Source organism: Draconibacterium mangrovi (genome assembly GCF_010586825.1).
Taxonomy (GTDB): domain Bacteria; phylum Bacteroidota; class Bacteroidia; order Bacteroidales; family Prolixibacteraceae; genus Draconibacterium; species Draconibacterium mangrovi.
This window is the reverse complement of the sequence record NZ_JAAAGB010000005.1, coordinates 1-24,852: the sequence shown is the minus strand read 5'-3', so window position 1 is coordinate 24,852 and position 24,852 is coordinate 1. Positions and strand designations below refer to the sequence as shown.

The following is a 24,852-nucleotide window of genomic DNA, read 5'->3' as shown; positions in this document are numbered from 1 at the left end:
AGAGCTATCCAGCTGACGCTCTTTTCGTTACCACTAATATTTGTAGTTGAAGACTAACTATATGTTATTTCGGTTGTAGTTCAAGAAAAAGGGTAGAACATTTATGGACGCTTTTTTGAAGATGATTGATAATTTTACAAACCCCTAAACATAAACCAATCAAGATACATATTCTACCCTTATAATTTATCTTTTAAAATTGCACTACACAAGTTACGGATTAAACATTATAATACCAAATGGTATTTTATCTAACACTTCTTACACTACTGCATAAATGATGTTCATCCATTTGAACAAACTCCATTATTTGCGATATAACTTGTGCAATTCACCTTGCCTAACTTCAAAATAAAACATAGAAGATCACACTTAAACCCTTAATATTTTTTGTGATCGGTAAACAAACCAATATCAATAAAATCACACTCCCGTTTTTGCACTGTCCCGTCTGTTCGAAATAATTATCTTTGGGCAATTTTTGTACAGAATGATATCGATAGATAAAATAAATCTCAGTTTTGGCGGTTTCGAACTGTTTAAAGAAATCAGTTTCCTGGTTAATCCAAAAGACAGAATTGGACTGATTGGTAAAAACGGTGCCGGAAAAAGTACACTGCTAAAAATTATTACAGGCATAGAAAATCCAACGGCTGGCGTCGTTGCTGTTCCGAAAGAAACAAGCGTTGGTTATTTACCTCAGCAAATGGTGGTTTCGGACACGCGCACTCTTAAAAACGAAGTCACACAGGCGTTCGAGGAACTTTTAGCAATTGAAAAGAAAATAGCAAATCTAAACCAGGAAATTGCCGAAAGCGAAGATTATCATTCTGATGAGTATTTGAAAAAGCTGGATCAGGTTACTGAATACAACGAACGTTACCAGCTTTTGGGCGGCGACAACTACGAAGCCGAGCTGGAACAAACGCTTCTGGGATTGGGTTTTGAACGAACCGATTTCGACCGGATGACCTCGGAATTCAGCGGAGGTTGGCGTATGCGTGTTGAGCTTGCAAAATTACTGCTAAAAAAGCCCGATGTATTTTTACTGGATGAGCCAACCAACCACCTCGACATCGAATCGATTCAGTGGCTGGAAGATTTTCTGAAAACATACAGCGGAGCCGTTATTCTGGTTTCGCACGATAAAGCATTTTTGGATGCCGTTTGTAACCGCACCATAGAAATTTCGCTGGGTAAAATTACCGACCAGAAAATGAATTACACTCGTTTTATGGACTGGAAAGCCGAACAGCGTGAGATTAATTTGGCAGCCTACACCAACCAGCAAAAAATGATTGAAGATACCGAGCGGTTTATTGAACGTTTCAGGTACAAATCATCAAAAGCGGTACAGGTGCAATCGAGAGTAAAACAGTTGGAAAAGCTGGATCGGATTGAAATTGAAGAAGAGGACAACTCAGCACTGAAGATCAGCTTTCCGCCGGCACCTCGCTCAGGTCGCGTTGTGGTTGAAGCCAAACATATCAGCAAATATTACGATTCGTTGCACGTACTTGACGATATCAACCTCACCATCGAGAATGGTGAAAAGATAGCGTTTGTTGGCCGTAACGGAGAAGGCAAAACAACGCTTGCCCGGATTATCATGAACGAGCTGGAACACAACGGCTCGATGAAACTGGGCCACAATGTTAAAATTGGCTACTTTGCTCAAAACCAGGCGCAACTGTTAAATGGAGAGCTTACGGTTTTTGAAACCATAGATGAAATTGCAGTTGGCGATATCCGAACCAAGATCAGAGATATTCTTGCTGCGTTTTTATTCCGCGGCGAAGACATCGATAAAAAAGTAAAAGTATTAAGTGGGGGTGAAAAGTCGCGACTGGCAATGATTCGCCTGATGCTTGAACCGGTCAACTTTCTAATTCTCGATGAACCAACCAATCATCTCGACATGCGCTCGAAAGAGATTTTGAAAAACGCATTGGCCAATTTCTCGGGAACGGTACTCGTCGTTTCGCACGATCGTGATTTTCTTGATGGCTTAGTGAATTGTATTTATGAATTCAGAAATAAAAAGGCAAAACAACACCTCGGCGGCATTTTTGATTTTCTGTACCGAAAGAAAATGGAGTCGATGAAAGAATTGGAAAGCAAGAAAAAGAATACAAAAGCCGCAAAAGTTGTAACTTCGGATAAACAAAATGACGAGCTGTCGTTTGATGAAAAGAAAGAGATAAACCGTACCATTTCGCGCATGGAGAAAAGTGTAGCCCAGGCCGAAGAAAAGATTGCGGAACTGGAGGCAGACATCGAAGAAATGGACAAGCTGCTTGCCAAACCCGAAAATATTAATGACCATTCGGTTTTTGAGCAGTATGAACAATTAAAATCGAACCTGGAAGAAAGTATGCTCGATTGGGAAAATGCCCACGAAGAACTGGAAAACTGGAAGGCTAAAAAAACCTGGTAAATAAAAAATGATGAAACAAAAAGGAATAGATAAAGAGGATTTTCTGTTTGGAACAAGAGCTATAATCGAAGCCATAAAAAAAGGCAAAACAATCGACAGAATCCTGATAAAAAAGGGTTTGCGAAACGAGCTGATCACCGAACTACAGGAACTGATAAAAGAAAACGAGATTAGCGTTCAGTACGTTCCTATCGAGAAAATTAATCGTATTACACGAAAAAATCACCAGGGAGTGCTCGCCTTTGTTTCGCCCATTGAGTTTGATAATGTTGAAACAGTAATTCCGGGGATTTACGAAGAAGGTAAAACTCCTCTCCTGCTTGTTTTAGACCAGATAACCGATGTACGGAACTTCGGAGCCATTGCGCGTTCGGCTGAATGTGCCGGAGTTCAGGCCATTATTATTCCCGAAAAAGGTATGGCACGTATTGGTGCCGATGCTGTAAAAACATCGGCAGGTGCCATTCACAACATTCCAATCTGCAAAACAAACAACCTTTACCATACGGTTCGATTTCTGAAAGATTCGGGCATTAAAATAGTTGCTGCCACCGAAAAAGGTGACAAACTTTACACGAATGCCGATATGAAATCGCCACTGGCCATTGTAATGGGATCAGAAGATACGGGTGTTTCTGCTCAAATTCTGAAACTTGCCGATGAACAATTAAAAATCCCGATCTTAGGACAGATTGAATCTTTAAATGTTTCGGTATCTGCTGCTTTAATGATTTACGAAGCAGTCAGACAACGAAATCAGGCCTGAACAGGAATAGTACGCTTAAATGACTCTTCAAGAGAAATAAAAGTTTCGGTACTGGCAACACCGCTAATTTTTTGAATTTTTCCGCTTAAGATATTTTTTAAGTGCTCGTTATCCTTAGCGTAAACTTTAATAAAAATGGCGTATGCTCCGGTGGTGTAATGACACTCAACGATCTCAGGGATTTCTTCCAAACCTTTTACCACTTCGCTGAACAGACCTCCTTTTTCCAGGAAAATACCAATGTAGGTGCAGGTCTTAAAATCAACCTTTTTGGGATTAATGTGATAGCCAGATCCAACGATCACTTCCAAATCTACCATTCGGTTAACACGTTGGTGCACAGCCGCACGTGAAATACCCACTTCTTTTGCAACATCTTTAAAAGGTATTCTTGCGTTTTTGGTAATTATATCCAGAATTTTTAAATCCCAGTCGTCTAAGTTATTCCTTAAAGTCATCTTTAACAATTTTCTACAAAAGTATCAAAAAACTAACATAATTTCAAAGTAAAGTAAGCGTAAACACAATATAGTAACAAAATCACAACAAAGAAGCCCAGACTTACAAAAAACACAAAAATATTATCAGTTTGTTAATTAATATTTCAAATTGCTTTCATTATTCCACAAATAATAGCCATTTTCATGTTAATTAATACTTTTACAATAGATTTTTATAAAAACAGACAGCAATAAAAATCTAAAACAGGTATAGACAGCTTAATTTCAGCGATAAAAAACATCTCAATTTCAACTTGAAATAATGAGTTGTATGGTGCTGTGCAGACTTAAAATTAGTAACCTTAAAATTATAGACATGAAAAATTCAACAAGTTGGTGGTTTATTCTTGCCCTTTTGATAATTGTTGCCGCTCTTGGTGTAATTATACCTACCGGAGTTGGAGAAATTGACACTTCGAACCTCGACGCCGGTGATACGGCCTGGATGCTAACAGCAACAGGTTTGGTATTGTTAATGACTCCGGGATTAGCATTCTTTTACGGAGGAATGATCCAGTCGAGAAATATTATTTCTACAATGCTGCAAAGTTACATCGCCATGGGAATTGTAAGCGTGTTGTGGGTGGTAGTTGGTTTTAGCATTGCCTTTGGCGACAGCATCGGAGGTGAAGGATTTGGCTTGTTTGGTAATCCATTAACATTCTTTATGTTTAGAGGAGTTAACGGAGGAACGCATCCCGATTTTGCACCAACATTCCCTTTTGCAGTATTTGCAATGTTCCAGTTAAAATTTGCCATAATTACACCGGCTCTTATTACCGGATCATTTGCCGGAAGAGTACGTTTCAGAGCCTACATGTTATTTATGGTACTCTTTATATTATTTATTTATGCTCCGCTGGCACATTGGACCTGGCATCCAAACGGATTCCTGCGTAACTGGGGAGTACTTGACTTTGCCGGAGGAACAGTAGTACATATGTCGGCAGGTTTTGCGGCTTTGGCCGGAGCGATTTTCCTTGGAAGAAGAAAAGACGCTAACAAAGAAATTAAGCCGGCAAACATTCCTTACATTTTATTAGGTGCAGGAATGCTTTGGTTCGGATGGTTTGGTTTTAACGCAGGTTCTGCATTGGCAGCCGACTCTGTTGCTGCATCGGCATTGGTTAATACCAACACTGCATCGGCAGCGGCTATGTTAACCTGGATATTCTTTGACGCGGCACAAGGTAAAAAACCATCTGCAGTTGGTGCGGCTATCGGACTTGTTGTAGGTTTGGTTGCCATTACTCCTGCCGCCGGATTTGTAAATGTTGGATCAAGTATATTTATTGGTGTTATTGCCGCTATAATTAGTAACTACGCCATTACACTACGTACAAAATCGAAACTGGATGATACGCTGGATGTCTTCCCTGCACACGGAATGGGTGGTATTACAGGTATGTTGTTTACCGCTGTTTTTGCCAACGAAGTGGGATTGATTCACGGGGAAATCACCACTTTCTTGTACCATTTACTGGCACTGGTTATTGTTGGAATTTTCACTTTCGGAGGTTCGTTGTTAATGTACAAGATAACCGATATGATTGTTCCGATGCGAATTTCTCCACATGGAGAGAAAGTTGGTTTGGATATTAGTCAACACGACGAATCGTATAACTTTGTTTACTCAGAAGATTAAAATATAATAACCTGATTTAGAATTCAATACATTGACGCATAAAAAAGGCCGGATAAAACCGGCCTTTTTTATTTTATAGGTACTTGTCGTTTAAAGTCCTGTTCCAAAGAAATAAATGTTTCGGTGCGGGCAATTCCCTCAATATCCTGCAATTGCTCGTCGATCAGACGTTTCAAATGCTTGTTTGTTTTCGTTTGTATTTTAACAAAAATAGCATAGGCACCTGTTGTGTAATGACACTCAATTATTTCCGGAATATTTCGCAAAGCTTCAGCAACTTGTGTATGGTATTTGGCTTTATCGAGATAAATTCCCATGTAAGCACATGTGTTGTAACCCAGTTTTTGCGGGCTAACCACAAATTCGCTTCCATGCACAACACCAATATTTAACAAGCGCTGAACACGCTGATGAATAGCAGCACCTGAAACTCCACATTCACGGGCAACTTCTAAAAAAGGTATTCGGGCATTTTTTGTAATAAGCTTTAATATCTTTTCATCCAGCTCATCAATATCAGCCGGTTTTTCTTCTAAATAATCATTCGACTTCATGTTTCTAATCTTCTGAGTTAGTTTCAAATTATAGCACAAATGTAGGTAAAATTTACAATCACTAATCTGTGATGCTTTAAAACATATCATTGCTTACAAACTGTAAGAAATTCATTTTTTTAAAGAAGTCAAAACCAACGCAATTTACACCGGATTTACCGACGTGCAATCTTTTCAATATCAGCGCCTGAAGGCTCTTGAAAGACCCTCAGTTCGAACTCGGGAATAACAGCAAATATATGGTCGAAAATGTCAGCCTGAATACTTTCATAATTTGCCCATTCCTGGTCGCTGCTAAACACGTAAATTTCGATGGGCAAACCTTTGCCGAACGGTTGCAACTGGCGTACTAAAAATGTAAGATCCTGATTGATTTTTGGATGCTGTCGAAGATACACTTCCAGGTACTTCCTGAAAATACCAACATTGGTTTGATGCCTGCCACTGATATAATCCTCCTCGGCCAGATTCTTTCCTTTGTTGTATTCCTTCAGTTCTTTTTCCTTTTCCTGAATATACGACCGGATAAGATCGAACTTTTCGAAACGCTCCAACATGTCCGCATCGCAAAATTTAATGGTATTGGTATCGATTGCAACCGAGCGTTTTATACGGCGGCCTCCCGATTCTTCCATTCCTTTCCAGTTAAAGAACGATTCGGAAACCAACGCGTACGTTGGAATAGTGGTAATGGTTTTATCCCAGTTCTGAACTTTTACTGTATTTAAGGTAATATCGATAACTGTTCCGTCGGCCTTGTGTTTTTCCATCTGAATCCAGTCGCCAATTTTCACCATATCGTTTGCCGACAGCTGAATAGAAGCCACAAAACCAAGTATCGTATCGCGGAAAACCAACAATAAAACGGCTGCAATTGCTCCCAAACCTGCTAAAAGAGCTGTTGGATCTTTTCCCAGCAGAACAGAGATCAGTAGTATGCCAGCCATAAAAAACACAAAAATTTTCACGAGCTGCACATAACCTTTTATAGAGCGATTATGCGAAAACTCGGTAGTATTATAAATCTGTAGTGCTGCATTTAAGGTTGAGTTGGCCACAAAAACAATAATGGCAATAAAATAAATGCGCGATATTTTCGTCAGCAAGCTGTTAAGCCCCCAATAATAATCCTGCGATAGAGACTTGTACACCTCGGGCGCCAGTTCGCTTACCTGCTGGTGAATATTAGGATACGAAAAATCGGCACTATAATACAATATAAATGCAGGAACCAAATGCGCCAGCCCCTTAAAAACCTTGTTTTCGATTAAAATATCATCCCAGTTTGTTTTTGTACGGTTGGCAATCCGCTGCACAATCGCTAAAAAAATCTTGCGTGTAATAAAATGTGCCAGCCAGGCCACAAAAACAATAAGCACAAGGCAAATTAATGCGGCCAGAGGTTTGGCTAAAATTTCCATTGTTCCGATTTCACGGATATGATCAAGTAAGTAGCGGTAAATAATATTCATAGATCTAAAGGTTATTCTTTCAGTTTATTTTAATCGACTTCAAAGTCAACTTACTGCACATTTCTGCTAACAATTTATGATTAATAGTTGAAAATAAAAACCTCCATCAATTCGGATTGCTAAACAAATTGAGCAACTTGAAGATTGTTAATAGAAAAGTAATTGCAATTGTCATTCTTTGTGTCAATATCTATCTTTATTTTCAGCCAAAAATAATAAATGAGCATAAAATGAAGTTGAAGTTTTCTTTTATTCTGGTAATAATCCCCTTTTTATCGTTCGCACAGCCCAAATTCAATACGTATTTTAAAGACAAAACTTTTCGCTTCGATTTTCTGCTGGGCGGAAACAGTAAAGAAGTTGTGGTTTATCCGCAGCAAATGAAACAGGAGCCGTTTTGGGGTGGTTCGAAAACAAACCTCATCGACGTGTTTAATTACGGAAGTTACCGTTACCGCGTTTTCGATGTGAAAAGCGACGAGCTAATTTACAGCAAAGGTTTTAGCACGCTTTTCCAGGAGTGGCAAACCACTGCCGACGCCAAAACCAGCAATAAAACGTTTTACCAGGCAGCACTTTTTCCGTTTCCGAAAAACGATGTGCGCCTTGAAATTGATGCCCGCCAGTGGGACGGAACATTTAAAACAATTTATACCACCGATATCGACCCGAAGGATTATTTTATTTTGAAGGAAGAAACACCCGGCTTTAAAACAAAGGAAATTATTAACAACGGCGATCCGGCAAAAAAGGTAGATATCGCCATTTTGGCTGAAGGATACACCGCTGCCGAAATGGAAGCTTTTTATGCTGATGCAGCAAAAGTATCAGGCTATCTGTTCGACACTGAGCCTTTTAAATCCGAAAAAGCAAACTTTAACGTGCATGCTGTTTTTGCCGCCTCGGAAGATTCGGGAACCGATGTTCCGGGTGAATACATTTACAAGAACACCTATTTTAATACCAGCTACTACACCTTTGATTTGCCGCGCTACCTCACCACTGCCGATATGAAAACGGTTTACGATGCTGCGGCCAGTGTTCCTTACGATCAGATTTATGTACTGGTAAATACCGAACGCTACGGCGGCGGCGGTTTCTACAATTTTGTAACCGTTTGCACAGCGGATAATGAACTGACACCAAAAATTATCGTTCACGAATTTGGCCATGGATTTGGCGGACTCGGCGACGAATATTACAATTCGTCGGTTGCTTACGAAGATTTTTACAACCTTGAAATTGAACCCTGGGAACCCAACATTACCACTTTGGTTGATTTCGATAAGAAATGGAAAAATATGATCGACGCGGACACGCCGGTTCCAACACCACGAAAAGATAAATACCGAAATACCGTTGGTGTATACGAAGGTGGCGGCTACATGGCCGAAGGAATTTACAGCCCGCATATCGACTGCCGAATGAACACCAATGAAGCCGAAGGTTTTTGCCCGGTGTGCCAGGAAGCCATTCGAAAAGTTATTCGCTTTTATTCGGAATAACAAAAAGCGGATGAGTTAATTAACTCATCCGCTTTTTTATTGTAACGCCTCTGCTAACTATTCCTCTTTCTTCTTCAACAGTTTCGAAGTGATAAAGTAAGCTACAATTAAGCCAACTCCTCCAAGAACCAGGATTGCGGTAAAGAAGGCAACAACTTCATCCATTACGTTCGACAGTGAATAGCCAACAACCACTCCCAATCCTACTGCAATTAAAAAGATTCCCCATTTAACCAGCGAAAGCTGCGAGCATTCACCTTTAAAGATTCCGGCATCGAGCCCTTTTTCTACCAGCGCCAGGCGCTCTTTTGTACGTGTTGTCCAGTATACATACAAGATGGCGAAGATTGCCAGAAAAAAACCGATTGGTACGAAAATTCCTTCCATGATATTAAATTTTAAATTGTTTTTTTATTCTGTTTTCGCTCTTTTGACGCCACTTTGTTTTGGCGGTTACAACTTTTCAGATTTTTTTTCTTGTTAATGAATCGTTTCACGCAGATTTCGCAGATAAACGCAGATTATTATACCATATAAAGGCACTGTAGAAGTCATTAGTTTAAATAAAGATTTTGATTAACTAGTTAGCTATCCCTTTGGTTGTAGACATTTCATTCTTGTAAAAAAGAAACTTCATTGCTCGCTCCCTTTCAGGTAGGTTTCCGTCGGCTGATGGATGAAGGGTTAAAGAATACAATAACCACTTCATATTCCTTTAGTCTTTGTAGTTATTAAATATATCCTGGTGATTTCTATTGTGCCTATTATGGTAATAACTATTAGTACAAAGTTTAAAAATGAAATCTCCTCTACCTGTCTTAGTGCTTTTTATTTATCTGTGTAATCAGCGTTATCTGCGTGAAATATTTTCTTAGTAACTTGTAACCAGAGAAACATTCTTACGTCAAAAGGACAGATGGAGCAAAAAGATGATATCTATTACATCGAGAAAGTAAAGGCCGGACAGACCAATTACTTTTCGTATATCGTTGAGCGATACCAGGATATTGTTTTTTCCATTGCAATGAAAGTTCTTAAAAATCGTGAAGACGCCGAAGAAATGGCACAGGAGAGTTTTATAAAAGCTTACAAATCGTTGCACACTTTTAAAGGCACTGCAAAATTTTCGACCTGGCTGTACCGAATTACGTATAACAATTGTATTTCGGAGGTTAGGAAACGAAAAATGCATTTTGCATCAACCGACGATGTGCAGATTGCCGACGAAGCTGAAGAAATGAACCTGGATGGAATACCGGAAGAAAACAGGGCACAAGCCATAAAGGCCGCCATGGACAAACTTCCGGAAGATGAATACACACTGATACTTTTGTATTATTTCGAGGAACAATCGATCGAGGAGATCAGCAAAGTAACAAAACTCTCGGAAAGCAATACAAAAGTGAAGCTTTACAGAGCTCGTAAAAAGCTCTATACTATTTTGAATGAATTAATGAAGGACGAATTATACACTATATTATGAACGAATTGGAAGACATAAAATTAAAAGCATTCCTGCAAAACATGGAACTGGAAAAACCAGGTTCTGGTTTTACGGTGCAGGTGATGAATAAGATTTTTGCGGAGGATAGTGCATTGGAACAAATTAAATCGGAAAAGATCCTTGGAAAAGGGTTTTGGATTATTTCGATACTTTTTGTGGTGTTACTGGCAGCCATTTTCGTTGTAAGCAACACCGGAATGCAGGCCGACAGCCAAATCGGACAATTACTACCCGAAGCCGGACAAGGATTATCGGAAGGCTACGAGTCGTTCTTCAGCAAATTGGGAACAATGCCATTAAGCATTGCCGGAATTACTATCGGCGTTTCAGTACTTATCTTCATCGACAAAATTATTAGCTCGAACAGTAAAGTATTTGCGTAATCATAAACTCCTCATTTTGAATTAAAATCAAAATGAGGAACACAAATCACTACCCTCTCTCCTGTCTCTCCCTTCCTGGAAGGGAAAGACGATTAACCTTCATAAGAAATGACCAATTAAAATAATTGCATCGAATTTGTTTTAAACCATCAACCGATCGTCCTTCCTTGCTGGCAGGGAAGGATAAGAGGATGGGTATAATAACACACCTACTCTATGAGTTTCATAAGAAACATTAATCCCGGCTGACAAGTCGGGATTTTTTTATTCGTATTGTTTTAATAGCCCCAACATTATTAAATATTGGGCAGCAATGTAAGTTGTCATTATAAATAAACCTTCGTAAGGAATTGCGACAAGAAAACGATTGACAGCGATCAGCGAATCGGACAGAACAAAAAATAACGAACCAGCAAATACCAGGCTAAAACTTATGGGGTGACCATTACCAAAACGGTTTAGTGCCATTGCCGACATGGTTAAAATGGCAACCATGTATACAAAAATGGCAAAACGCAGTACTAAATCCAGTTGTGGAAAAAGCACGATATACACAATTAAACCAAATGCCAGATAAGGGATCAGCCACATGGGTTTCTTTTTCAGAAACGATGTTTTCCCTGAAAGATTGATGGTGCGCAAAAACAGGAAAATATAGAACACCTGTGCCACCAGAAACGAAACTATACCCAATACAAACCAGGTAAAATCGGCTGAAAACATCATAGACAAGTCGCCCAGCCAAGAGAAGAGAAAACCTGCACCGGCAAACTGCAACACCTTTTTATCGATATTCTTTGAGTGCAAAAAGAAATAACCGGCAATCCATATTAAAAGTAAAGGCTTTGCAATATGATCTATTTGGGGATTCTGCAAATACTCACCGATAAGGTCAGACGCTACAATTGCCCCAAAAAGAAGGTGAAGAAAAATCTTTTTCATCAATCGCTGTTTGAGGTAAAATTAAAATTATTCGGGTAAAAAACGAAACCGGAACCTAAAAACAGGCTTCCGCCATCAGGTATTTATTTACGTACTCGTTAACGCCTTCCTCCAATTCAACAAAAGGCTTTTTGTAACCTGCATCGCGCAATTTCTTCATTTCAGCCTCGGTGAAATACTGGTATCTTCCGCGCAAATCAACGGGCGTATCAATAAATGAGATATCCGGATTTACATTCATACTGCTGAAAACAGCTTTTGTAAGGTCTAGAAACGAACGGGCTTTTCCGGTGCCTACATTATATATGCCCGTATTTTCCTGATTCTCCAAAAAGTACATCATCACATCGGCAATGTCTTCCACGTAAATAAAATCGCGGCTTTGTTCGCCATCTTTAAAGGCTTTATGGTGCGAACGAAACAGCTGCATGTGCCCTGTTTCTTTTATGGTTTTATAAGCATGTAAAACCACCGAAGCCATTCGACCTTTATGGTATTCGTTGGGTCCGTATACATTAAAAAATTTCATTCCTGCCCAAAACGGCGGTGTGCGGAATTGCTTCAGTGCCCAAACATCAAAATCGTGTTTAGACCAACCATACAAATTAAGCGGTCTTAAATCCTGAATTTTTTGATGTTCATCAGAAAAACCCTCTTCGCCATTGCCATATGTGGCCGCTGACGACGCGTAAAGAAGTGGTACCTGAATTTCGGAACAAATGTTCCAGAGGCGTTGCGAATAAATTAGGTTCAGTTGCTGATAAAGTTCGGGCTCCTGCCCCACCGTATCGGTACGTGCACCCAAGTGAAAAATAAAATCCACATCCTGAGCATTTTTAATTAACCAATGAAAAAACTCATCCCGGTCAATGTACTCGCGGTAATTTTTTTTCAGAAGATTTAAATCTTTCCATGGGTCATCGAACTTATCAACCAGTATCAGATCTTTGTATCCTGCTTTGTTGAGTTTCCCTACTAAATAACTTCCGATAAACCCGGCTGCTCCTGTTACAACTATCATTTTTAAGCGGTTTCGTGTGGTACGCAAAAACGCTGTTTTCTGAAAAATGTGGCTTTCTACTAAAGAACAAGCCACTTTGCTTTTTATTGTACTCGTTGCAAAATAAATTTAACTTTTCGTATTTGCCAAAAAATTATGCCTAAACGCACGCCCAAATGCAAAACAGCTTGTTTTTGCTACTACAATTTAACACTATCAATAGTTTAGGATTCGATCATCTATACGAAATAAAGTATATTTCGATTTTAACCCACAGGAGCAGGAACTTGTTTTAATATAACCGACAATGCTTCTTTCAGGCGGACAAGTGCCAAAGGAATATTCCATTTTGCAGAGTCGCGGGGTTCAACATAATTCGATATCGATCGTATTTCGTAACATTGTACGCCCATCCAGTTGCAAACATAAAAAACGGCAGCGCCTTCCATCGATTCAACATGTGCAGTAAATTTTTCCCGCATTTCGGCAATACTGCTATCGCGCCCGTAACTTTTGTTGGTGGTTATTCCTTTTACTTTTTTCAGTTTTATCCAACCGTTTGAATTACTTGCTTTCAACAAACCATTTTCAAACGGAAAATCGTTCATACCAATATACCCCGACTCAAAAAGTGTAAGAAACTCATGCTGTTTCTCGATACCCAAATCTGCAAATTCTTCGCTAACCACGTTCACTACCTCACCTATTTTTAGCTCCTGGGTTAAACTTCCGGCCAAACCAATATTAATAACAGCATCGTATTTTTTTTCGCGAAGTGCGTTTGTTAAGTGAAAAGTTACAAACGAGCTTCCAATACCTGATACCAAAATATCAATATTGAAGTCTCCAAATCGGTAAGTTTTTACAAAATGACTTTCCTCCTCTACTTTCTCCAGCTCATCAACAATCAATTTTATCTCCATTGTAGTGGCTGCTACAATCAAAATTTCCATAAGTTAAATTTTGTATTTTCTGTTTCCGATACGCTTCGGAACAATGTCCATTATTACACCAAATCTGTATTCCATCCTTGCTTTTTACACAAGTCATCGTCTCACTCCTTATCAAATCCATATACTCATTCATACTGATTTTATAAAAAAAAGTTAATCTTTGTATGGATTAAAATTCTAACAACAATGTGTTCATTAAAGAATAACAACTCAAACGGATACCAGCGAACTGACCTGTACAACGAGGAAGCAACCGAACAACTTTCGGAGCATTATAAAGAGATTTTGCAGATCGTTGGTGAAGATCCATCGCGCGAGGGACTTGACAAAACACCCGACAGAGTGGCAAAAGCCATGCAATTTCTGTTGCAGGGTTACCAGATTGATCCGGTAGAAATCCTACAATCGGCCATGTTTAAAGAAGATTACCGCCAAATGGTGATCGTAAAAGATATTGAGATTTATTCGATGTGTGAACACCACATGCTTCCGTTTATCGGGAAAGCGCATGTTGCATACATTCCCAACGGAACCATTACCGGGTTAAGTAAAATTGCCCGTGTTGTTGATGTGTTTGCCCGCCGCTTGCAAGTGCAGGAACGGTTAACAACACAAATTAAAGATTGTATCCAGGACACGCTAAAACCACTGGGTGTTGCCGTTGTTATTGAGGCACAACACCTGTGTATGCAAATGCGCGGTGTGCAAAAACAACACTCCATTACAACCACCTCCGATTTTACGGGTGCTTTTGAAAAAGTGGCTACCCGCGAAGAGTTTATCAAACTAATCAGTACCAAACTGAGCTAAAAGCTACAGGAACTCAATACAAACCGGCGCCGGCAAACTAATTTGTTTCCCGCTGAATTGTGGCATTCCGCTTTCTTCATCCAACTGAAAGACCGTAATATTATGACTGCGCTGATTGGCAACCAACATCCATTTTCCATCGGGTGTTATTCCAAAGTTACGAGGCCAGTCGCCTTCCACCGGCACTGTTCCTAAAAATGTCAATTCCTGATCGGCCTTAACTTTAAAAACAGCTATGGAGTTATGCCCCCGGTTGGAACCATACAAATACTGCCCGTCTTTCGAGAAATGAATATCTGCGCAATAACTCACGCCATCAAAATCTTTTGGCAAGGTGGAAATATTTTGAAATACCGACCACTTTTCTCCGGTTTTACGAATTGCCGAAATGCTTGAGTTAAGCTCATTAATTACATAAATTACATTTTCATTGGGGTGAAAAACAAAATGCCTTGGCCCTGAACCGGCCGGCAGCTTTACAAATTCCTGCTCGTAACGCCCCAAATTCCCATCTTCAAAATGAAAGATATTTAACTGATCGGTTCCCAGGTCGGCACTAAAAATGCTTGGCTCTTTTGTTGAAAATTTAATGGAATGAGCATGTGGCTGAGTCTGATTAGGATGTACACTCTTGCCTGTATTTTTAACAACTGTCAAAGCTTTCTTCAGGCTACCATCTTCATCTACCGGATAAATGGAAGTAGTTCCTCCCCCATAGGTTGCAATGGCCACGTACTTTCTGTCGGGCGAAACATCAATATGGCAAGGACCACTTCCATTTGCGGCCTGCTTATTCAAAAAGTTTAATCCTCCCATCTTGTCGAGTTGGTAGGCAACTACATAACCACCCGATGGTTCAACTTCGGGCGTGGTACGTGAAACGGCATACAAAAACTTCTTTTCGGGGCTTAAACGCAAAAATGACGGATTATCAATTCCCTTAAAAGTGGTGAGCAAATCAATGTCTCCGGTTTTGGTATTTAAACTGCAGTAGTTTATTCCTTCCGCACCTTCAGAAGTAAAAGTTCCTACATAAAAAAGCTGTTTTTCCTGCGCGAATCCGGCAGTTACACCAAGTAAAATTAGCAGGCAGTTAAACAAAATAGTACGTAACATATTTGTATATTTAATGAACGTTAAACAAAAAATGAGCACAATTTGAATCGTTCGAAGAAGTTTACTTTCGAAATAAATTTAATCTTGTGCCAATGTATAACAAAAATTTTAATGTATGAAGAAACCTGTAATAGCTGAAAAAGCACCAAAAGCACTTACGCTTGAACCGGGCACCTATTATTGGTGTGCCTGCGGACGAAGTAAAAACCAACCCTTTTGCGACGGATCGCACCAGGGAACGGAATTTACCCCACTACCTTTCGATATCGATGAGAAAAAGGAAGTTTGGCTTTGTCAATGCAAACACTCCAAAAAGACACCATTTTGCGATGGCACTCACCGAACCTTATAGGCTTTAACAACTTTCTAAACCTTTGTAAAATCGTCTTTTGAAGCGTTGCAGATCGGACATTTCCAATCGTCAGGCAAATCTTCAAAAGGCGTTCCCGGAGGTATTCCAAGCGCCGGATCACCCTCTTCCGGATCGTACTGATAGCCACAAATATTGCACGAATAGATTCCGTCTTCACTCACCGTATGCTTGTGTTCTTCCTCTTCTACCTCTTCGTATACAACAGGTTCCGGCTCTTCTTCCAGTTTATCTTTATCAATATAAGTTGGCGCATTTTTCGGCGAACGCATTTTATATTTGGCATGATAATAAGCATAGGTAAGCGGTTCTTCATCCGACAGTTTATCACCATCCACCACTTCGGCTGTAATTAAATAGTGTGAACCCACATCGGCGTAGTCAATCACTTCACAATCAAACCACGCCACCGACGAATCAACAACGATTGGAGCACCGGTTTTTGCCGTTATGGTTTCTACGCCCTGAAACTTGTCGATATCGGCTCCCGACATAAAGCCAAACTTACCGATCAACGAAGTATCAACCTCTTTCTTCAATACTGAGATCGAAAACTTTTTACTATCAATAATCTTTTGGGCTGAGTAGTTATTTTTATTACAACTTATGGCAATTTTCGATGGCTCGGCAGTAATCTGAAAAGCCGTGTTTGCAATATAACCGGCTTTCTCTCCGTTCAATTCTGTAGCAATTAAATACAAGCCATAACTTAATTTATGAAAGGCGGAATAATTCATTCTTTTCAATTTTTGAATTTCGTTTGTTTAAATTTAACAATACATTTTCAATTTCACCTGCCATTACACCTATAAATGCTAACATTTTGCACAAGCCCTGTATTAGCAACAAGAAAAAATGTATGTCGATTTTTGAAACTACAACACCAAAAGGAAGCCGGAGTTCAGAATGGCCTCTACTTACCAGGAAATATTGCGGAAATAAGGAACCAATTTAATGTAAATTACTTTTTTTGGCACAAAAGACAGAAGAGGAAAAACTTACAAATCCAAGCAAAATCAAGTAAAGTGGATACAAATAATTTGATATTGGGAATATCTTCTAATTATTTTCCAATATTTGGACATTTTGTTTGATAGATTCTTACATTTCACTATTTTTAAGCACTCTAAATAAAAGAAATGGCCAACCAAAGACCCAGGAACAACTACAAAGTGTACATTGTGGAAGACAATGTACTTTACGCCAGAGTGCTAAAAAAGCAACTTCTGGATGATCAATTACAGGTAAAAGTGTTTCACAACGGGACAGACTTCATTAATGCAATGAGCGAAAAGCCTGATGTGGTAACGCTTGACTACACGCTTCCCGATATGACAGGGAAAGAAGTACTTGCTAAAATTCAGGAGAAAATCCCGGATACTCATGTAATTGTAATTTCGGCACAAGACGATATTTCAACAGCTATTGAGCTGATGAAAAACGGTGCCTACGATTACATTATGAAAGCCCCCGACACCCGGGAAAAGCTGAGCAATATTATCCGAAATATTTACCGGACTGACCAACTTCAAACCGAAAACACCAATTTAAAAGAAGCAGTTGCCGAGAAATACAATTTTAAAAACCTTATAAAAGGTAACAGCCGCGAAATTGAGCACGTGTTTGAGTTGATGAACAAAGCTACTCAAACCAATATTTCAGTATCCATTTCGGGAGAAACCGGAACAGGTAAAGAACTGGTTGCCAAAGGAATTCACTACAACTCGAAACGCAGCGCCAAACCGTTTATAGCAGTAAACGTGTCGGCTATCCCCGACGGGCTGATCGAGAGTGAATTGTTCGGACACGAAAAAGGTGCATTTACAGGTGCCGATTTCCAAAAGATCGGAAAATTTGAGGCCGCCAACGGTGGTACACTTTTCCTTGATGAAATTGCCGACCTGAATTTAAACCTTCAGGCAAAATTGCTGCGGGTTTTACAGGAACGAGAATTAGTACGCCTGGGAGGACACGATGTCATACCACTTGATGTACGCATTATTTCGGCAACACATAAAAACCTGGCCACTTTGTCGGGCGACGACCAGTTCCGACAAGACCTTTACTATCGTTTACTGGGCTTACCAATCGAAATTCCGCCCTTACGCCAACGCGGAAACGACAAAATTTTGCTGGCTAAGTTTTTTGTTGATGAGTTTTGCCGCGACAATGAAATGGAACCCAAAACCCTGTCGGCAGAGGCAAAACAAATGTTATCGAACTACCACTATCCCGGAAACATCAGAGAGCTAAAAGCAATCATGGAACTGGCTTGTGTTATGTGCAGCCGCGATGTGATTAAACCGAGCCACCTGAATATGAATGTTGACGAGAGCGTACAAAACCTGCTTGCCCAGGAAAAAACGCTGGAAGAATACAACAACGAAATTGTAAAATTCTTTTTGAATAAATACAATCAGAATGTACGCCTGGTAGCATCGAAATTAGGAATCGGAAAATCGACTATTTACCGAATGCTACAGAAACACATGGATTAATCAATTAATTATAACCATAAAAAAATCCCGGACTTAAAAGGTCCGGGATTTTTTTATCTATATCGCTACCCCAAACGTCAGTCTGAGCGTAGTCGAAGACTTCTATCCTTCGTAACTGTTTACGCCGGCAGTTTCCATCGAGCGGTCAACTTTTTTAACCAGCCCCTGTAACACTTTACCCGGACCAACTTCGGTGAACGAAGTAGCACCGTCGGCGATCATATTTTCAACGATCTGTGTCCATTTTACAGGAGCAGTAAGCTGAGCGATCAGGTTTTCTTTGATCACTGCAGGATCAGATACCGGTTTTGCATTCACATTCTGGTAAACCGGACAAGTTGGCTGATTAAAAGTAGTTGCTTCAATAGCAGCAGCCAGTTCCTCGCGGGCAGGCTCCATAAACGGTGAGTGGAAAGCACCACCTACAACCAGTTTCAACGCACGTTTTGCACCTTTTTCGGTTAACAACGCACAAGCCTTGTCAATTCCGGCTTCAGAACCTGAGATTACCAACTGTCCCGGACAATTGTAGTTTGCAGGAACTACTACGTCGTCGATTTCGGCACAGACAGCCTCAACAACTGCATCTTCCAAACCAACAATTGCGGCCATTGTCGATGGCTCAACTTCGCATGCTTTTTGCATGGCCATTGCACGCTGTGCAACCAGTTTCAAACCGTCTTCAAAGTTCAGTGTTCCATTGGCAACCAGTGCCGAGAACTCTCCCAATGAGTGACCGGCAACCATATCAGGAGCAAAATCCTTCAATGTTTTCGCCAATAATACAGAGTGTAAGAAAATGGCTGGTTGTGTTACTTTTGTTTGTTTCAGGTCTTCAACTTCACCTTCGAACATGATGTCGGTGATATTGAAACCTAAAATATCGTTTGCTTTTTCGAATAATGCTTTTGCTTCAGCAGAATTTTCATATAAATCCTTTCCCATTCCCGGGAACTGCGCTCCCTGACCAGGGAATACAAATGCCTTCATAATTTTTTGTTTTTAAAAATCCGGCGACAAAGTTACACTAATTTTATAAGGACAAAATCCTTTTATGCACCATTGCCAATAATTTGACAAAATGTTTGCGGGGAAATCGAACATCGGGTTATATGGGTCGAGAATTGGGTAAACATGATGCCCCGACGCTACGGTCGGGATTTCGCTACGCTCAACTGGATACTGGATACTGGATACTAGATTCTGGATTTTAGATTCTGGATTCTGGATACTTGATACTAGATGCGACAAACTGTTAAATTGAAAAATTGTTCTAATTGTAAGATTGTAAAACCTGCACCCCGAGACATAACTTACGCCCCCTTTTGACTTTTTACTTTTACCTTTTGCCTTGATACTGGATTCTGGATACTCGATACTGGATACTAGAAGCTAGTGGCTCGAAGCTAGTGGCTCGTAACACTTCAACCTTTAAACACCAGGTAAATAACCATATATTTCAGTATAAGCCCTAAAATACTTACCACCAAAAAACGGCGGAAATCGTAACGTAACATTCCGGCGGCCAGTGCAATTACGGGCGACGACAAGGGAAACAGGTTGAATACAAAAATGGTAAGCATACCAAAGCGTTTAATTTTTTGCTCGGCTTTTTCAATGCGCTTCTGCCCCATCAGTTCAATAATTTTGTTCGGACGCAATAAGCGGCCAATTAAATAATCGATACATTGCGCGGCAACTGCAGTAACCATGGCTGTAGAAATCAGATCAATCCCCGGGTAATAAGGCAAATAATAAATAAATGCCAGCTCAACCGGCATGAGCAAAAAGAAAAGGTAACCGGCAAAATGAATAAGACCAAAGGAAAAGATATTCTCTGTTTTACCGGCATAGAGTTCGCGACCGATGGTGAAAGAGAACAGGCAAATAGCAACAACCGAAGCAAACAAGATAAAATAGAACTTTTTGGGTATTGCTATTTTGCCGTTCATTTGTAAACAGGATTATAAGTCAATAACTAATATGATAGTAAAGTTACGCAAATGTTCTGATGCTTCTAATTTAATCGACCACTGACTTAATACGTTCGTTAAGCAGCGAATTTTAACCGATAACTCTATACTGTAAAAGAAAAACGCTAACGGATTCCGTTACATTGCAGCGAGAATCCGTTAGCGTTTTTATAGAAATACAATGATGAAATACGAATTAAGGCACGTACTCACTCACCAATCTCACCATCAGATCATTTAGTTTTTCAAGCTCGAACTCACCAATTGTTGGCTCCAGGTGATCATTTCCAATACCACTGTCGTCGGTTATAAACACATACGTTCCGTTGGTTAATATGGCGAAGGAACGCATTAAATATTCGGTTGCCTTATCAATACCCGAAGCGGTGATAGGCACTATTTTAATTCCTTTATCGGCGGCTTTTATCAGGTTGGATTCCAGACTTGAAATTACGTCCTGCGTGTAGTGCGGAGGAGCATCCAGCAACAAAAACAGTATGCGGGCCGAGGCATCATTATTCCACGAACTCTGCGTAATGGCCACATCGAGTGCCGAATGCACAGCCTCCGGGAAATCGCCGCCACCGTCGGCCGACTGTTCCGAAATAAAAGAAACCAGGCTGCTTTCGTCGCTGGTAAAACTGAATGGGCGCGTAACAAACTCATCACCCTCATCCCGGTAAAACACCGACCCGAAGCGCATTTCCAGCGAAGGGTTATTTTCTCTTATCCGCACAATTACATCATTTAACTCTGCTTTCAGGTAGTTGATCTCATCGCTCATCGAGCCCGTTGCATCAACAGCAAAATATACATCTATTACTTTATTGTTTTCTACAGTCTTATCAAGAAACACTGTATTTATTCCGTCGGCGTATTCCAGCGCATCGATAAGTTCTTCGGCCCCGTCAAACGCAATACGGGCCGTTAACCCGTCGAGATTCAAATCCGACCATAATGAAGCCTTCCCCTTATTATCCGTTTTGGTTTTCCATACTTCCACCTCATCGGAAAAGAGACTGATTTCGGCATTTGCAACCGGCGATTCGTTTTTATCGAACACCACAAAACTGTACCTTTTTATTTCTTTCAGGTTCCATTTATTTACATCCTCGTAATATTCCTGGTTGTTTAGCAGGTTATTCCAAAACTCCCAGTTATCGAGGTCGTTCCACTCGCCGGCAGTTAACACTCCCGGTTCGTATTGCCCGTTTGGATTTCCACCTCCCCAATCGCCGGTACTTGTTGGCGATCCGGTCCCGCTTGATCTTCCCGAGCCATCAGCAGCAGCATACTCATAAGCGCCATCCCCCGTACTTGGTTGTGGAGTTTCAGGATCGGTTACCTCGCCAAACAAGCTGGTTTTGCCATCTGCCGTTTTCTTACCGTTTGTATCGTCATCTCGCCAACAGCCCCACATCAATAATACGGTGGCTATTAAAGTCAGTCTGATTGTTCTGTTTAGTAGTTTCATAAGAAGTGTTTTAATTTTGAAGTGTTTCCCTTTAGATTGGTGTGACGGTGAAAAGGTTGCGTCGGAGCGAGTTAATTTCCTGTCGGTAGTATCGTCCAACCGGATATTAACGGTCACTTGTATATGTTCGGGCGGTCCCGATGCAATCGGGAGTGTCAGACCCGCAGGAACGTGGGCGTAAGGTCTGACTTGTCAGACCGCTAAAACTCCCGCCTGCCATATTACAATATGTTAGGCTTAGTTTGTTTTTTCCATTTTTAAGTAATACTCAATACTTCCGACATTTTTTTCTCTCCAAATTTTCAAATTCTCTCCATCAAATTTGTAGTTGTGTTCTCCACTGAGGACATAAGATGGTCCGTACATTGCCGGAATTGCAAAAAACAATGTGTCAATGAAATCTATTTTAGTTCCATTGATTTTCAACTTTCCAGCCCCGTGTCCATAAGGCAAATTAGTCAAACACTCATAATATCCATTTGAAATATTCAAAATTACAGTCCCGGAAAGATTTTCTGAACTTAAAGTCTCAAAGGTGCCACTAAACGATGAATCTTCGTTTGTATTCAAGTCCAATGTTTGCAGCTCGCTTTTTTCGCAACTGTAAAAACTGACAGCAATCAATAATGTCAAAAAGATCAGATGTTTTTTCATAGCTTTTTTTTCACAATAGATTCATTTTATGCAGCTAAGGTTGCTTTTGTTCAAATTAAGCCTAACGGTGGTGGTATGAGGTCGTGGCAGTCAGACGAGAGTCTGAGTGTCCGACCGAAACTGAGGTTGTGACGAGATTCGACTTATCGAATCCGCAGAAACCCAGCCATGACTTATACCACGTGTTGTGTGTAGTATTTTACCATGGTCTAATTCTAAATTTACGAGCAAAGCCAAAATGCAAAATAATTTTTTGATTTGTTAGAAACGGTAGATTATAGTCTTTATATCTAAAAAACCATTTATTAGATTCACTGAGTGTTCCAATAAGTCCAAAATCAAAAAGTTTTTCCATGATATATTCGTGGTTAACATTTTGATTCTTCATATAATTCATAAGAGTTATGTCCTTTTCAAATTCTTTCTTTAATTCTTCCATTTGGAAGACTCCTCTACCTAATTTCATTATAGCCTGGGTTGATTCCTGCCAAACCGGTAGGTGGCTTTGTACTTCATCTCTAAATTCGCGATAAAACCAGTCACTATATTCGTTTTCTGCAAGCTGGACTGCCTTAAAGTTTAGTTTCCCTTTTTGATTTAATTTGCTACAACATTTCAGAAATTTCACAATGTCTCGTGGTCTTTCAAACGTTCTATTATACATGTAATCCCACAATGATTTTATATTGGGAGGTAGATATTTGTCTTGATTAAAAGTAGCTAATTCCCATGCATTAAAGATTTCATTTTTTTTAATTGGTAGCGATGCGGCAATTCTATAATTAACTAACTGATAGAGGGAATAGGGTGATTTAGATTCTGTTGTCCATTTTAAATGAATGATATAATCATCAAGTTTGTTTAAATCATTATCTGTTAAATTATTAAATATGTCTGAACGAAGTGCTAAAATTGGTATAAATGAAAAATAGTTTTTCAATTCAATAAAACAATTTTCAGTACTACGTATTAGTGCTAATAAAAGTAAATTTAGTTTGGGGTCTCCGGATGTATAACCTTCATCCAATTCATCAAAGAAAATGTAATATGTGCTTTTGACTTTCAGGTTTTTAAGTAGTCTTAGAATAATTTCAAATGCTTTCTGATAGTGAACAGAAACCATTGTCTCATTTTCAACTTTGTTTGTAGAAGATATGTTAAGCCATTTTTCTAAAATTGAAACTTTGTTTTCAGAACTTTCAAGTGTTCTTAAAGTTTCTGTAAAACCTAAACTATTGGGAAAATTTGTTTTGATGAATAAACTTAATTCAAAAACTGCTTCATGAGGCTCATTACTTTGGTCTTCAATAATAAGTTTGCAAAGCTCCATTAAGATTAAGAAAGACCAAATCGGAACAAATTGAGCCTTTCCTCCTAATGTCTTATCTTTTAAATTTCGTACAATTTGAATTGGAAAATTTTTTAAAGACATCGACCGATAAAAGCAATTATATTTTGGCTCAATCTCATGAATTAGTTGTTCTATAATTGCAGTCTTTCCTGTACCTTTTCGCCCAATTATGTACCTATATTTTCCCGATTTAATATCATCAAATTCTGGTATTCGTAAAAAATATTGTGGTAGTTTATTGTCGCCTTTGGCCTCATCCTCACCGAAATAGACTTTCCAAAAATTATAATATGGTGCTTTTCTTTTGTTTGTATAATTCATATTTGTATTGGTTTTATTTTGTTTCAAAATTTAAATATTACACACAACGGTGGTGAAACATCACCAGGTAATGTTATTTTCCTTATATCGTTATATGAGGTGTTGTTATACACCCCATATGGTAGGTAAAACACACTTAATCTATAATTCTTTCTTTTTATGGTAATTTCAGGGTACGTATTCAACGGCTATGGTTTTTATTCGGAGTTTAAAGTTAGCATAATAAAGAATTAAAACAACACCGGTTTAGTAAGCGAACGTATCCTCGCGAGTGATTTGTTTCTCCTTTCACCCCTATGCCTTACCACACGCGGCTTTCCGAAAACCATACAATCTCCGCGCCCTTGCAACTCACTGATTACAGGCTTCCTGCAGCCGTGTAACTACCCGGCAAACTTTGTGGATGGCGTGTTGCAGCACTGCAAATGGCAAAAAATTTTGTTTAGACCCCTCCTGCAGCCGTGTAACATGCCTGCAAATTTGTTTAGACCCACCAAGCAGCCGTGTAACTACGATTAATTTTTGTGAGACCCACCTCGCAGCATTGCAACAGGCAAAAAATTTTGTTTAGACCCCCTATGCAGTTTTGCAGCAGGGGTAAAATTTTCGTGAGACCGGGGCCGC

Annotated in this window: 23 protein-coding genes; 9 read left to right on the top strand and 14 right to left on the bottom strand. The window is 39.6% G+C overall.

The features are described 5' to 3' along the window. Positions 1–490: 490 nt before the first annotated feature. Complete coding sequence (locus tag G4420_RS13650) at positions 491–2,437, top strand: ABC-F family ATP-binding cassette domain-containing protein (protein WP_163324339.1); 1,947 nt, start codon at positions 491–493, stop codon at positions 2,435–2,437. Between the two features lie 7 nt (positions 2,438–2,444). Further along, entirely contained in the window at positions 2,445–3,203 is a 759-nt protein-coding gene (gene rlmB / locus G4420_RS13645) for a 23S rRNA (guanosine(2251)-2'-O)-methyltransferase RlmB (protein ID WP_204273691.1), read from the top strand. On the opposite strand, the gene G4420_RS13640 is transcribed toward rlmB, so the two are convergent. Beyond that, positions 3,194–3,661, bottom strand: coding sequence for an Lrp/AsnC family transcriptional regulator (locus G4420_RS13640; RefSeq protein ID WP_163324337.1), 468 nt, complete (start codon positions 3,659–3,661; stop codon positions 3,194–3,196). The two genes, rlmB and G4420_RS13640, sit on opposite strands and share 10 nt — an antisense overlap. Positions 3,662–4,019: 358 nt before the next feature. On the opposite strand from G4420_RS13640, the gene G4420_RS13635 reads away from it, so the two are divergent. Continuing rightward, positions 4,020–5,348, top strand: coding sequence for an ammonium transporter (locus tag G4420_RS13635; protein WP_163324335.1), 1,329 nt, complete (start codon positions 4,020–4,022; stop codon positions 5,346–5,348). A 68-nt stretch (positions 5,349–5,416) separates the two neighbouring features. Here G4420_RS13635 and G4420_RS13630 read toward each other — a convergent pair whose 3' ends face one another. Next, positions 5,417–5,902 carry an Lrp/AsnC family transcriptional regulator gene (locus G4420_RS13630; protein ID WP_163324333.1) on the bottom strand — a complete coding sequence of 162 codons (486 nt, stop codon included), beginning with the start codon at positions 5,900–5,902 and terminating at the stop codon, positions 5,417–5,419. A gap of 155 nt (positions 5,903–6,057) precedes the next feature. Then, complete coding sequence (locus G4420_RS13625) at positions 6,058–7,374, bottom strand: mechanosensitive ion channel family protein (RefSeq protein ID WP_163324331.1); 1,317 nt, start codon at positions 7,372–7,374, stop codon at positions 6,058–6,060. Positions 7,375–7,604: 230 nt separating this feature from the next. Here G4420_RS13625 and G4420_RS13620 point away from each other — a divergent pair, with 230 nt between their 5' ends. Next, positions 7,605–8,879, top strand: a complete 1,275-nt coding sequence (locus G4420_RS13620; RefSeq protein ID WP_163324329.1) for a M64 family metallopeptidase — start codon at positions 7,605–7,607, stop codon at positions 8,877–8,879. 57 nt (positions 8,880–8,936) lie between these two features. On the opposite strand, the gene G4420_RS13615 is transcribed toward G4420_RS13620, so the two are convergent. Continuing rightward, complete coding sequence (locus tag G4420_RS13615) at positions 8,937–9,266, bottom strand: DUF6249 domain-containing protein (protein WP_045027763.1); 330 nt, start codon at positions 9,264–9,266, stop codon at positions 8,937–8,939. 529 nt (positions 9,267–9,795) lie between these two features. Here G4420_RS13615 and G4420_RS13610 point away from each other — a divergent pair. Continuing rightward, positions 9,796–10,362 carry an RNA polymerase sigma factor gene (locus G4420_RS13610; RefSeq protein ID WP_163324327.1) on the top strand — a complete coding sequence of 189 codons (567 nt, stop codon included), beginning with the start codon at positions 9,796–9,798 and terminating at the stop codon, positions 10,360–10,362. Then, the gene (locus tag G4420_RS13605; protein ID WP_163324325.1) at positions 10,359–10,766 is read left to right on the top strand and encodes a hypothetical protein; all 408 of its coding nucleotides are present in this window, start codon (positions 10,359–10,361) and stop codon (positions 10,764–10,766) included. Before G4420_RS13610 ends, G4420_RS13605 begins: the two co-directional genes overlap by 4 nt. A 264-nt stretch (positions 10,767–11,030) precedes the next feature. On the opposite strand, the gene G4420_RS13600 is transcribed toward G4420_RS13605, so the two are convergent. The 3 genes from G4420_RS13600 to mqnB form a co-directional block, all read right to left on the bottom strand. Next, positions 11,031–11,708: a lysoplasmalogenase gene (locus G4420_RS13600; protein WP_163324323.1), complete on the bottom strand. Its 678-nt coding sequence runs from the start codon at positions 11,706–11,708 to the stop codon at positions 11,031–11,033. Between the two features lie 55 nt (positions 11,709–11,763). Next, entirely contained in the window at positions 11,764–12,729 is a 966-nt protein-coding gene (rfaD, locus tag G4420_RS13595; protein WP_163324321.1) for an ADP-glyceromanno-heptose 6-epimerase, read from the bottom strand. Between the two features lie 245 nt (positions 12,730–12,974). Further along, the gene (mqnB, locus tag G4420_RS13590) at positions 12,975–13,661 is read right to left on the bottom strand and encodes a futalosine hydrolase (RefSeq protein ID WP_163324319.1); all 687 of its coding nucleotides are present in this window, start codon (positions 13,659–13,661) and stop codon (positions 12,975–12,977) included. Between the two features lie 186 nt (positions 13,662–13,847). Between mqnB and folE the strand changes: the two genes are divergently transcribed. Beyond that, the gene (folE, locus tag G4420_RS13585) at positions 13,848–14,471 is read left to right on the top strand and encodes a GTP cyclohydrolase I FolE (protein ID WP_045027754.1); all 624 of its coding nucleotides are present in this window, start codon (positions 13,848–13,850) and stop codon (positions 14,469–14,471) included. 3 nt (positions 14,472–14,474) lie between these two features. Here folE and G4420_RS13580 read toward each other — a convergent pair whose 3' ends face one another. Then, on the bottom strand, positions 14,475–15,587 hold the full coding sequence (locus G4420_RS13580; protein WP_163324317.1) for a lactonase family protein: 1,113 nt from the start codon (positions 15,585–15,587) through the stop codon (positions 14,475–14,477). A 115-nt stretch (positions 15,588–15,702) separates the two neighbouring features. On the opposite strand from G4420_RS13580, the gene G4420_RS13575 reads away from it, so the two are divergent. Then, entirely contained in the window at positions 15,703–15,939 is a 237-nt protein-coding gene (locus G4420_RS13575; RefSeq protein ID WP_163324315.1) for a CDGSH iron-sulfur domain-containing protein, read from the top strand. Between the two features lie 14 nt (positions 15,940–15,953). On the opposite strand, the gene G4420_RS23485 is transcribed toward G4420_RS13575, so the two are convergent. Then, complete coding sequence (locus tag G4420_RS23485; RefSeq protein WP_163324313.1) at positions 15,954–16,694, bottom strand: flavin reductase; 741 nt, start codon at positions 16,692–16,694, stop codon at positions 15,954–15,956. A gap of 402 nt (positions 16,695–17,096) precedes the next feature. Between G4420_RS23485 and G4420_RS13565 the strand changes: the two genes are divergently transcribed. Then, positions 17,097–18,455, top strand: coding sequence for a sigma-54-dependent transcriptional regulator (locus G4420_RS13565; RefSeq protein WP_163324311.1), 1,359 nt, complete (start codon positions 17,097–17,099; stop codon positions 18,453–18,455). A gap of 102 nt (positions 18,456–18,557) precedes the next feature. On the opposite strand, the gene fabD is transcribed toward G4420_RS13565, so the two are convergent. The 5 genes from fabD to G4420_RS13540 form a co-directional block, all read right to left on the bottom strand. Then, complete coding sequence (gene fabD / locus G4420_RS13560) at positions 18,558–19,445, bottom strand: ACP S-malonyltransferase (protein ID WP_163324309.1); 888 nt, start codon at positions 19,443–19,445, stop codon at positions 18,558–18,560. Positions 19,446–19,879: 434 nt separating this feature from the next. Beyond that, on the bottom strand, positions 19,880–20,407 hold the full coding sequence (locus G4420_RS13555; RefSeq protein ID WP_163324307.1) for a DedA family protein: 528 nt from the start codon (positions 20,405–20,407) through the stop codon (positions 19,880–19,882). 217 nt (positions 20,408–20,624) lie between these two features. Further along, complete coding sequence (locus G4420_RS13550) at positions 20,625–21,902, bottom strand: vWA domain-containing protein (protein WP_204273690.1); 1,278 nt, start codon at positions 21,900–21,902, stop codon at positions 20,625–20,627. 237 nt (positions 21,903–22,139) lie between these two features. Continuing rightward, complete coding sequence (locus G4420_RS13545; RefSeq protein ID WP_163324305.1) at positions 22,140–22,556, bottom strand: hypothetical protein; 417 nt, start codon at positions 22,554–22,556, stop codon at positions 22,140–22,142. A 199-nt stretch (positions 22,557–22,755) separates the two neighbouring features. Continuing rightward, entirely contained in the window at positions 22,756–24,228 is a 1,473-nt protein-coding gene (locus tag G4420_RS13540) for a P-loop ATPase, Sll1717 family (protein WP_163324303.1), read from the bottom strand. Positions 24,229–24,852: the final 624 nt, after the last annotated feature.

Bases quoted from the DNA above. Each gene is read 5' to 3' on its own strand.
- G4420_RS13630 (WP_163324333.1), bottom strand. From the start codon at position 5,902: ATGAAGTCGAATGATTATTTAGAAGAAAAACCGGCTGATATTGATGAG.
- rfaD (WP_163324321.1), bottom strand. From the start codon at position 12,729: ATGATAGTTGTAACAGGAGCAGCCGGGTTTATCGGAAGTTATTTAGTA.
- G4420_RS13575 (WP_163324315.1), top strand. From the start codon at position 15,703: ATGAAGAAACCTGTAATAGCTGAAAAAGCACCAAAAGCACTTACGCTT.
- G4420_RS13615 (WP_045027763.1), bottom strand. From the start codon at position 9,266: ATGGAAGGAATTTTCGTACCAATCGGTTTTTTTCTGGCAATCTTCGCC.
- rlmB (WP_204273691.1), top strand. From the start codon at position 2,445: ATGATGAAACAAAAAGGAATAGATAAAGAGGATTTTCTGTTTGGAACA.
- G4420_RS13600 (WP_163324323.1), bottom strand. From the start codon at position 11,708: ATGAAAAAGATTTTTCTTCACCTTCTTTTTGGGGCAATTGTAGCGTCT.
- G4420_RS13550 (WP_204273690.1), bottom strand. From the start codon at position 21,902: ATGAAACTACTAAACAGAACAATCAGACTGACTTTAATAGCCACCGTA.
- G4420_RS13605 (WP_163324325.1), top strand. From the start codon at position 10,359: ATGAACGAATTGGAAGACATAAAATTAAAAGCATTCCTGCAAAACATG.
- G4420_RS13540 (WP_163324303.1), bottom strand. From the start codon at position 24,228: ATGAATTATACAAACAAAAGAAAAGCACCATATTATAATTTTTGGAAA.
- G4420_RS13640 (WP_163324337.1), bottom strand. From the start codon at position 3,661: ATGACTTTAAGGAATAACTTAGACGACTGGGATTTAAAAATTCTGGAT.
- G4420_RS13635 (WP_163324335.1), top strand. From the start codon at position 4,020: ATGAAAAATTCAACAAGTTGGTGGTTTATTCTTGCCCTTTTGATAATT.
- mqnB (WP_163324319.1), bottom strand. From the start codon at position 13,661: ATGGAAATTTTGATTGTAGCAGCCACTACAATGGAGATAAAATTGATT.
- G4420_RS13650 (WP_163324339.1), top strand. From the start codon at position 491: ATGATATCGATAGATAAAATAAATCTCAGTTTTGGCGGTTTCGAACTG.
- folE (WP_045027754.1), top strand. From the start codon at position 13,848: ATGTGTTCATTAAAGAATAACAACTCAAACGGATACCAGCGAACTGAC.
- G4420_RS13555 (WP_163324307.1), bottom strand. From the start codon at position 20,407: ATGAACGGCAAAATAGCAATACCCAAAAAGTTCTATTTTATCTTGTTT.
- G4420_RS13620 (WP_163324329.1), top strand. From the start codon at position 7,605: ATGAAGTTGAAGTTTTCTTTTATTCTGGTAATAATCCCCTTTTTATCG.
- G4420_RS13625 (WP_163324331.1), bottom strand. From the start codon at position 7,374: ATGAATATTATTTACCGCTACTTACTTGATCATATCCGTGAAATCGGA.
- fabD (WP_163324309.1), bottom strand. From the start codon at position 19,445: ATGAAGGCATTTGTATTCCCTGGTCAGGGAGCGCAGTTCCCGGGAATG.
- G4420_RS23485 (WP_163324313.1), bottom strand. From the start codon at position 16,694: ATGAATTATTCCGCCTTTCATAAATTAAGTTATGGCTTGTATTTAATT.
- G4420_RS13580 (WP_163324317.1), bottom strand. From the start codon at position 15,587: ATGTTACGTACTATTTTGTTTAACTGCCTGCTAATTTTACTTGGTGTA.
- G4420_RS13610 (WP_163324327.1), top strand. From the start codon at position 9,796: ATGGAGCAAAAAGATGATATCTATTACATCGAGAAAGTAAAGGCCGGA.
- G4420_RS13545 (WP_163324305.1), bottom strand. From the start codon at position 22,556: ATGAAAAAACATCTGATCTTTTTGACATTATTGATTGCTGTCAGTTTT.
- G4420_RS13565 (WP_163324311.1), top strand. From the start codon at position 17,097: ATGGCCAACCAAAGACCCAGGAACAACTACAAAGTGTACATTGTGGAA.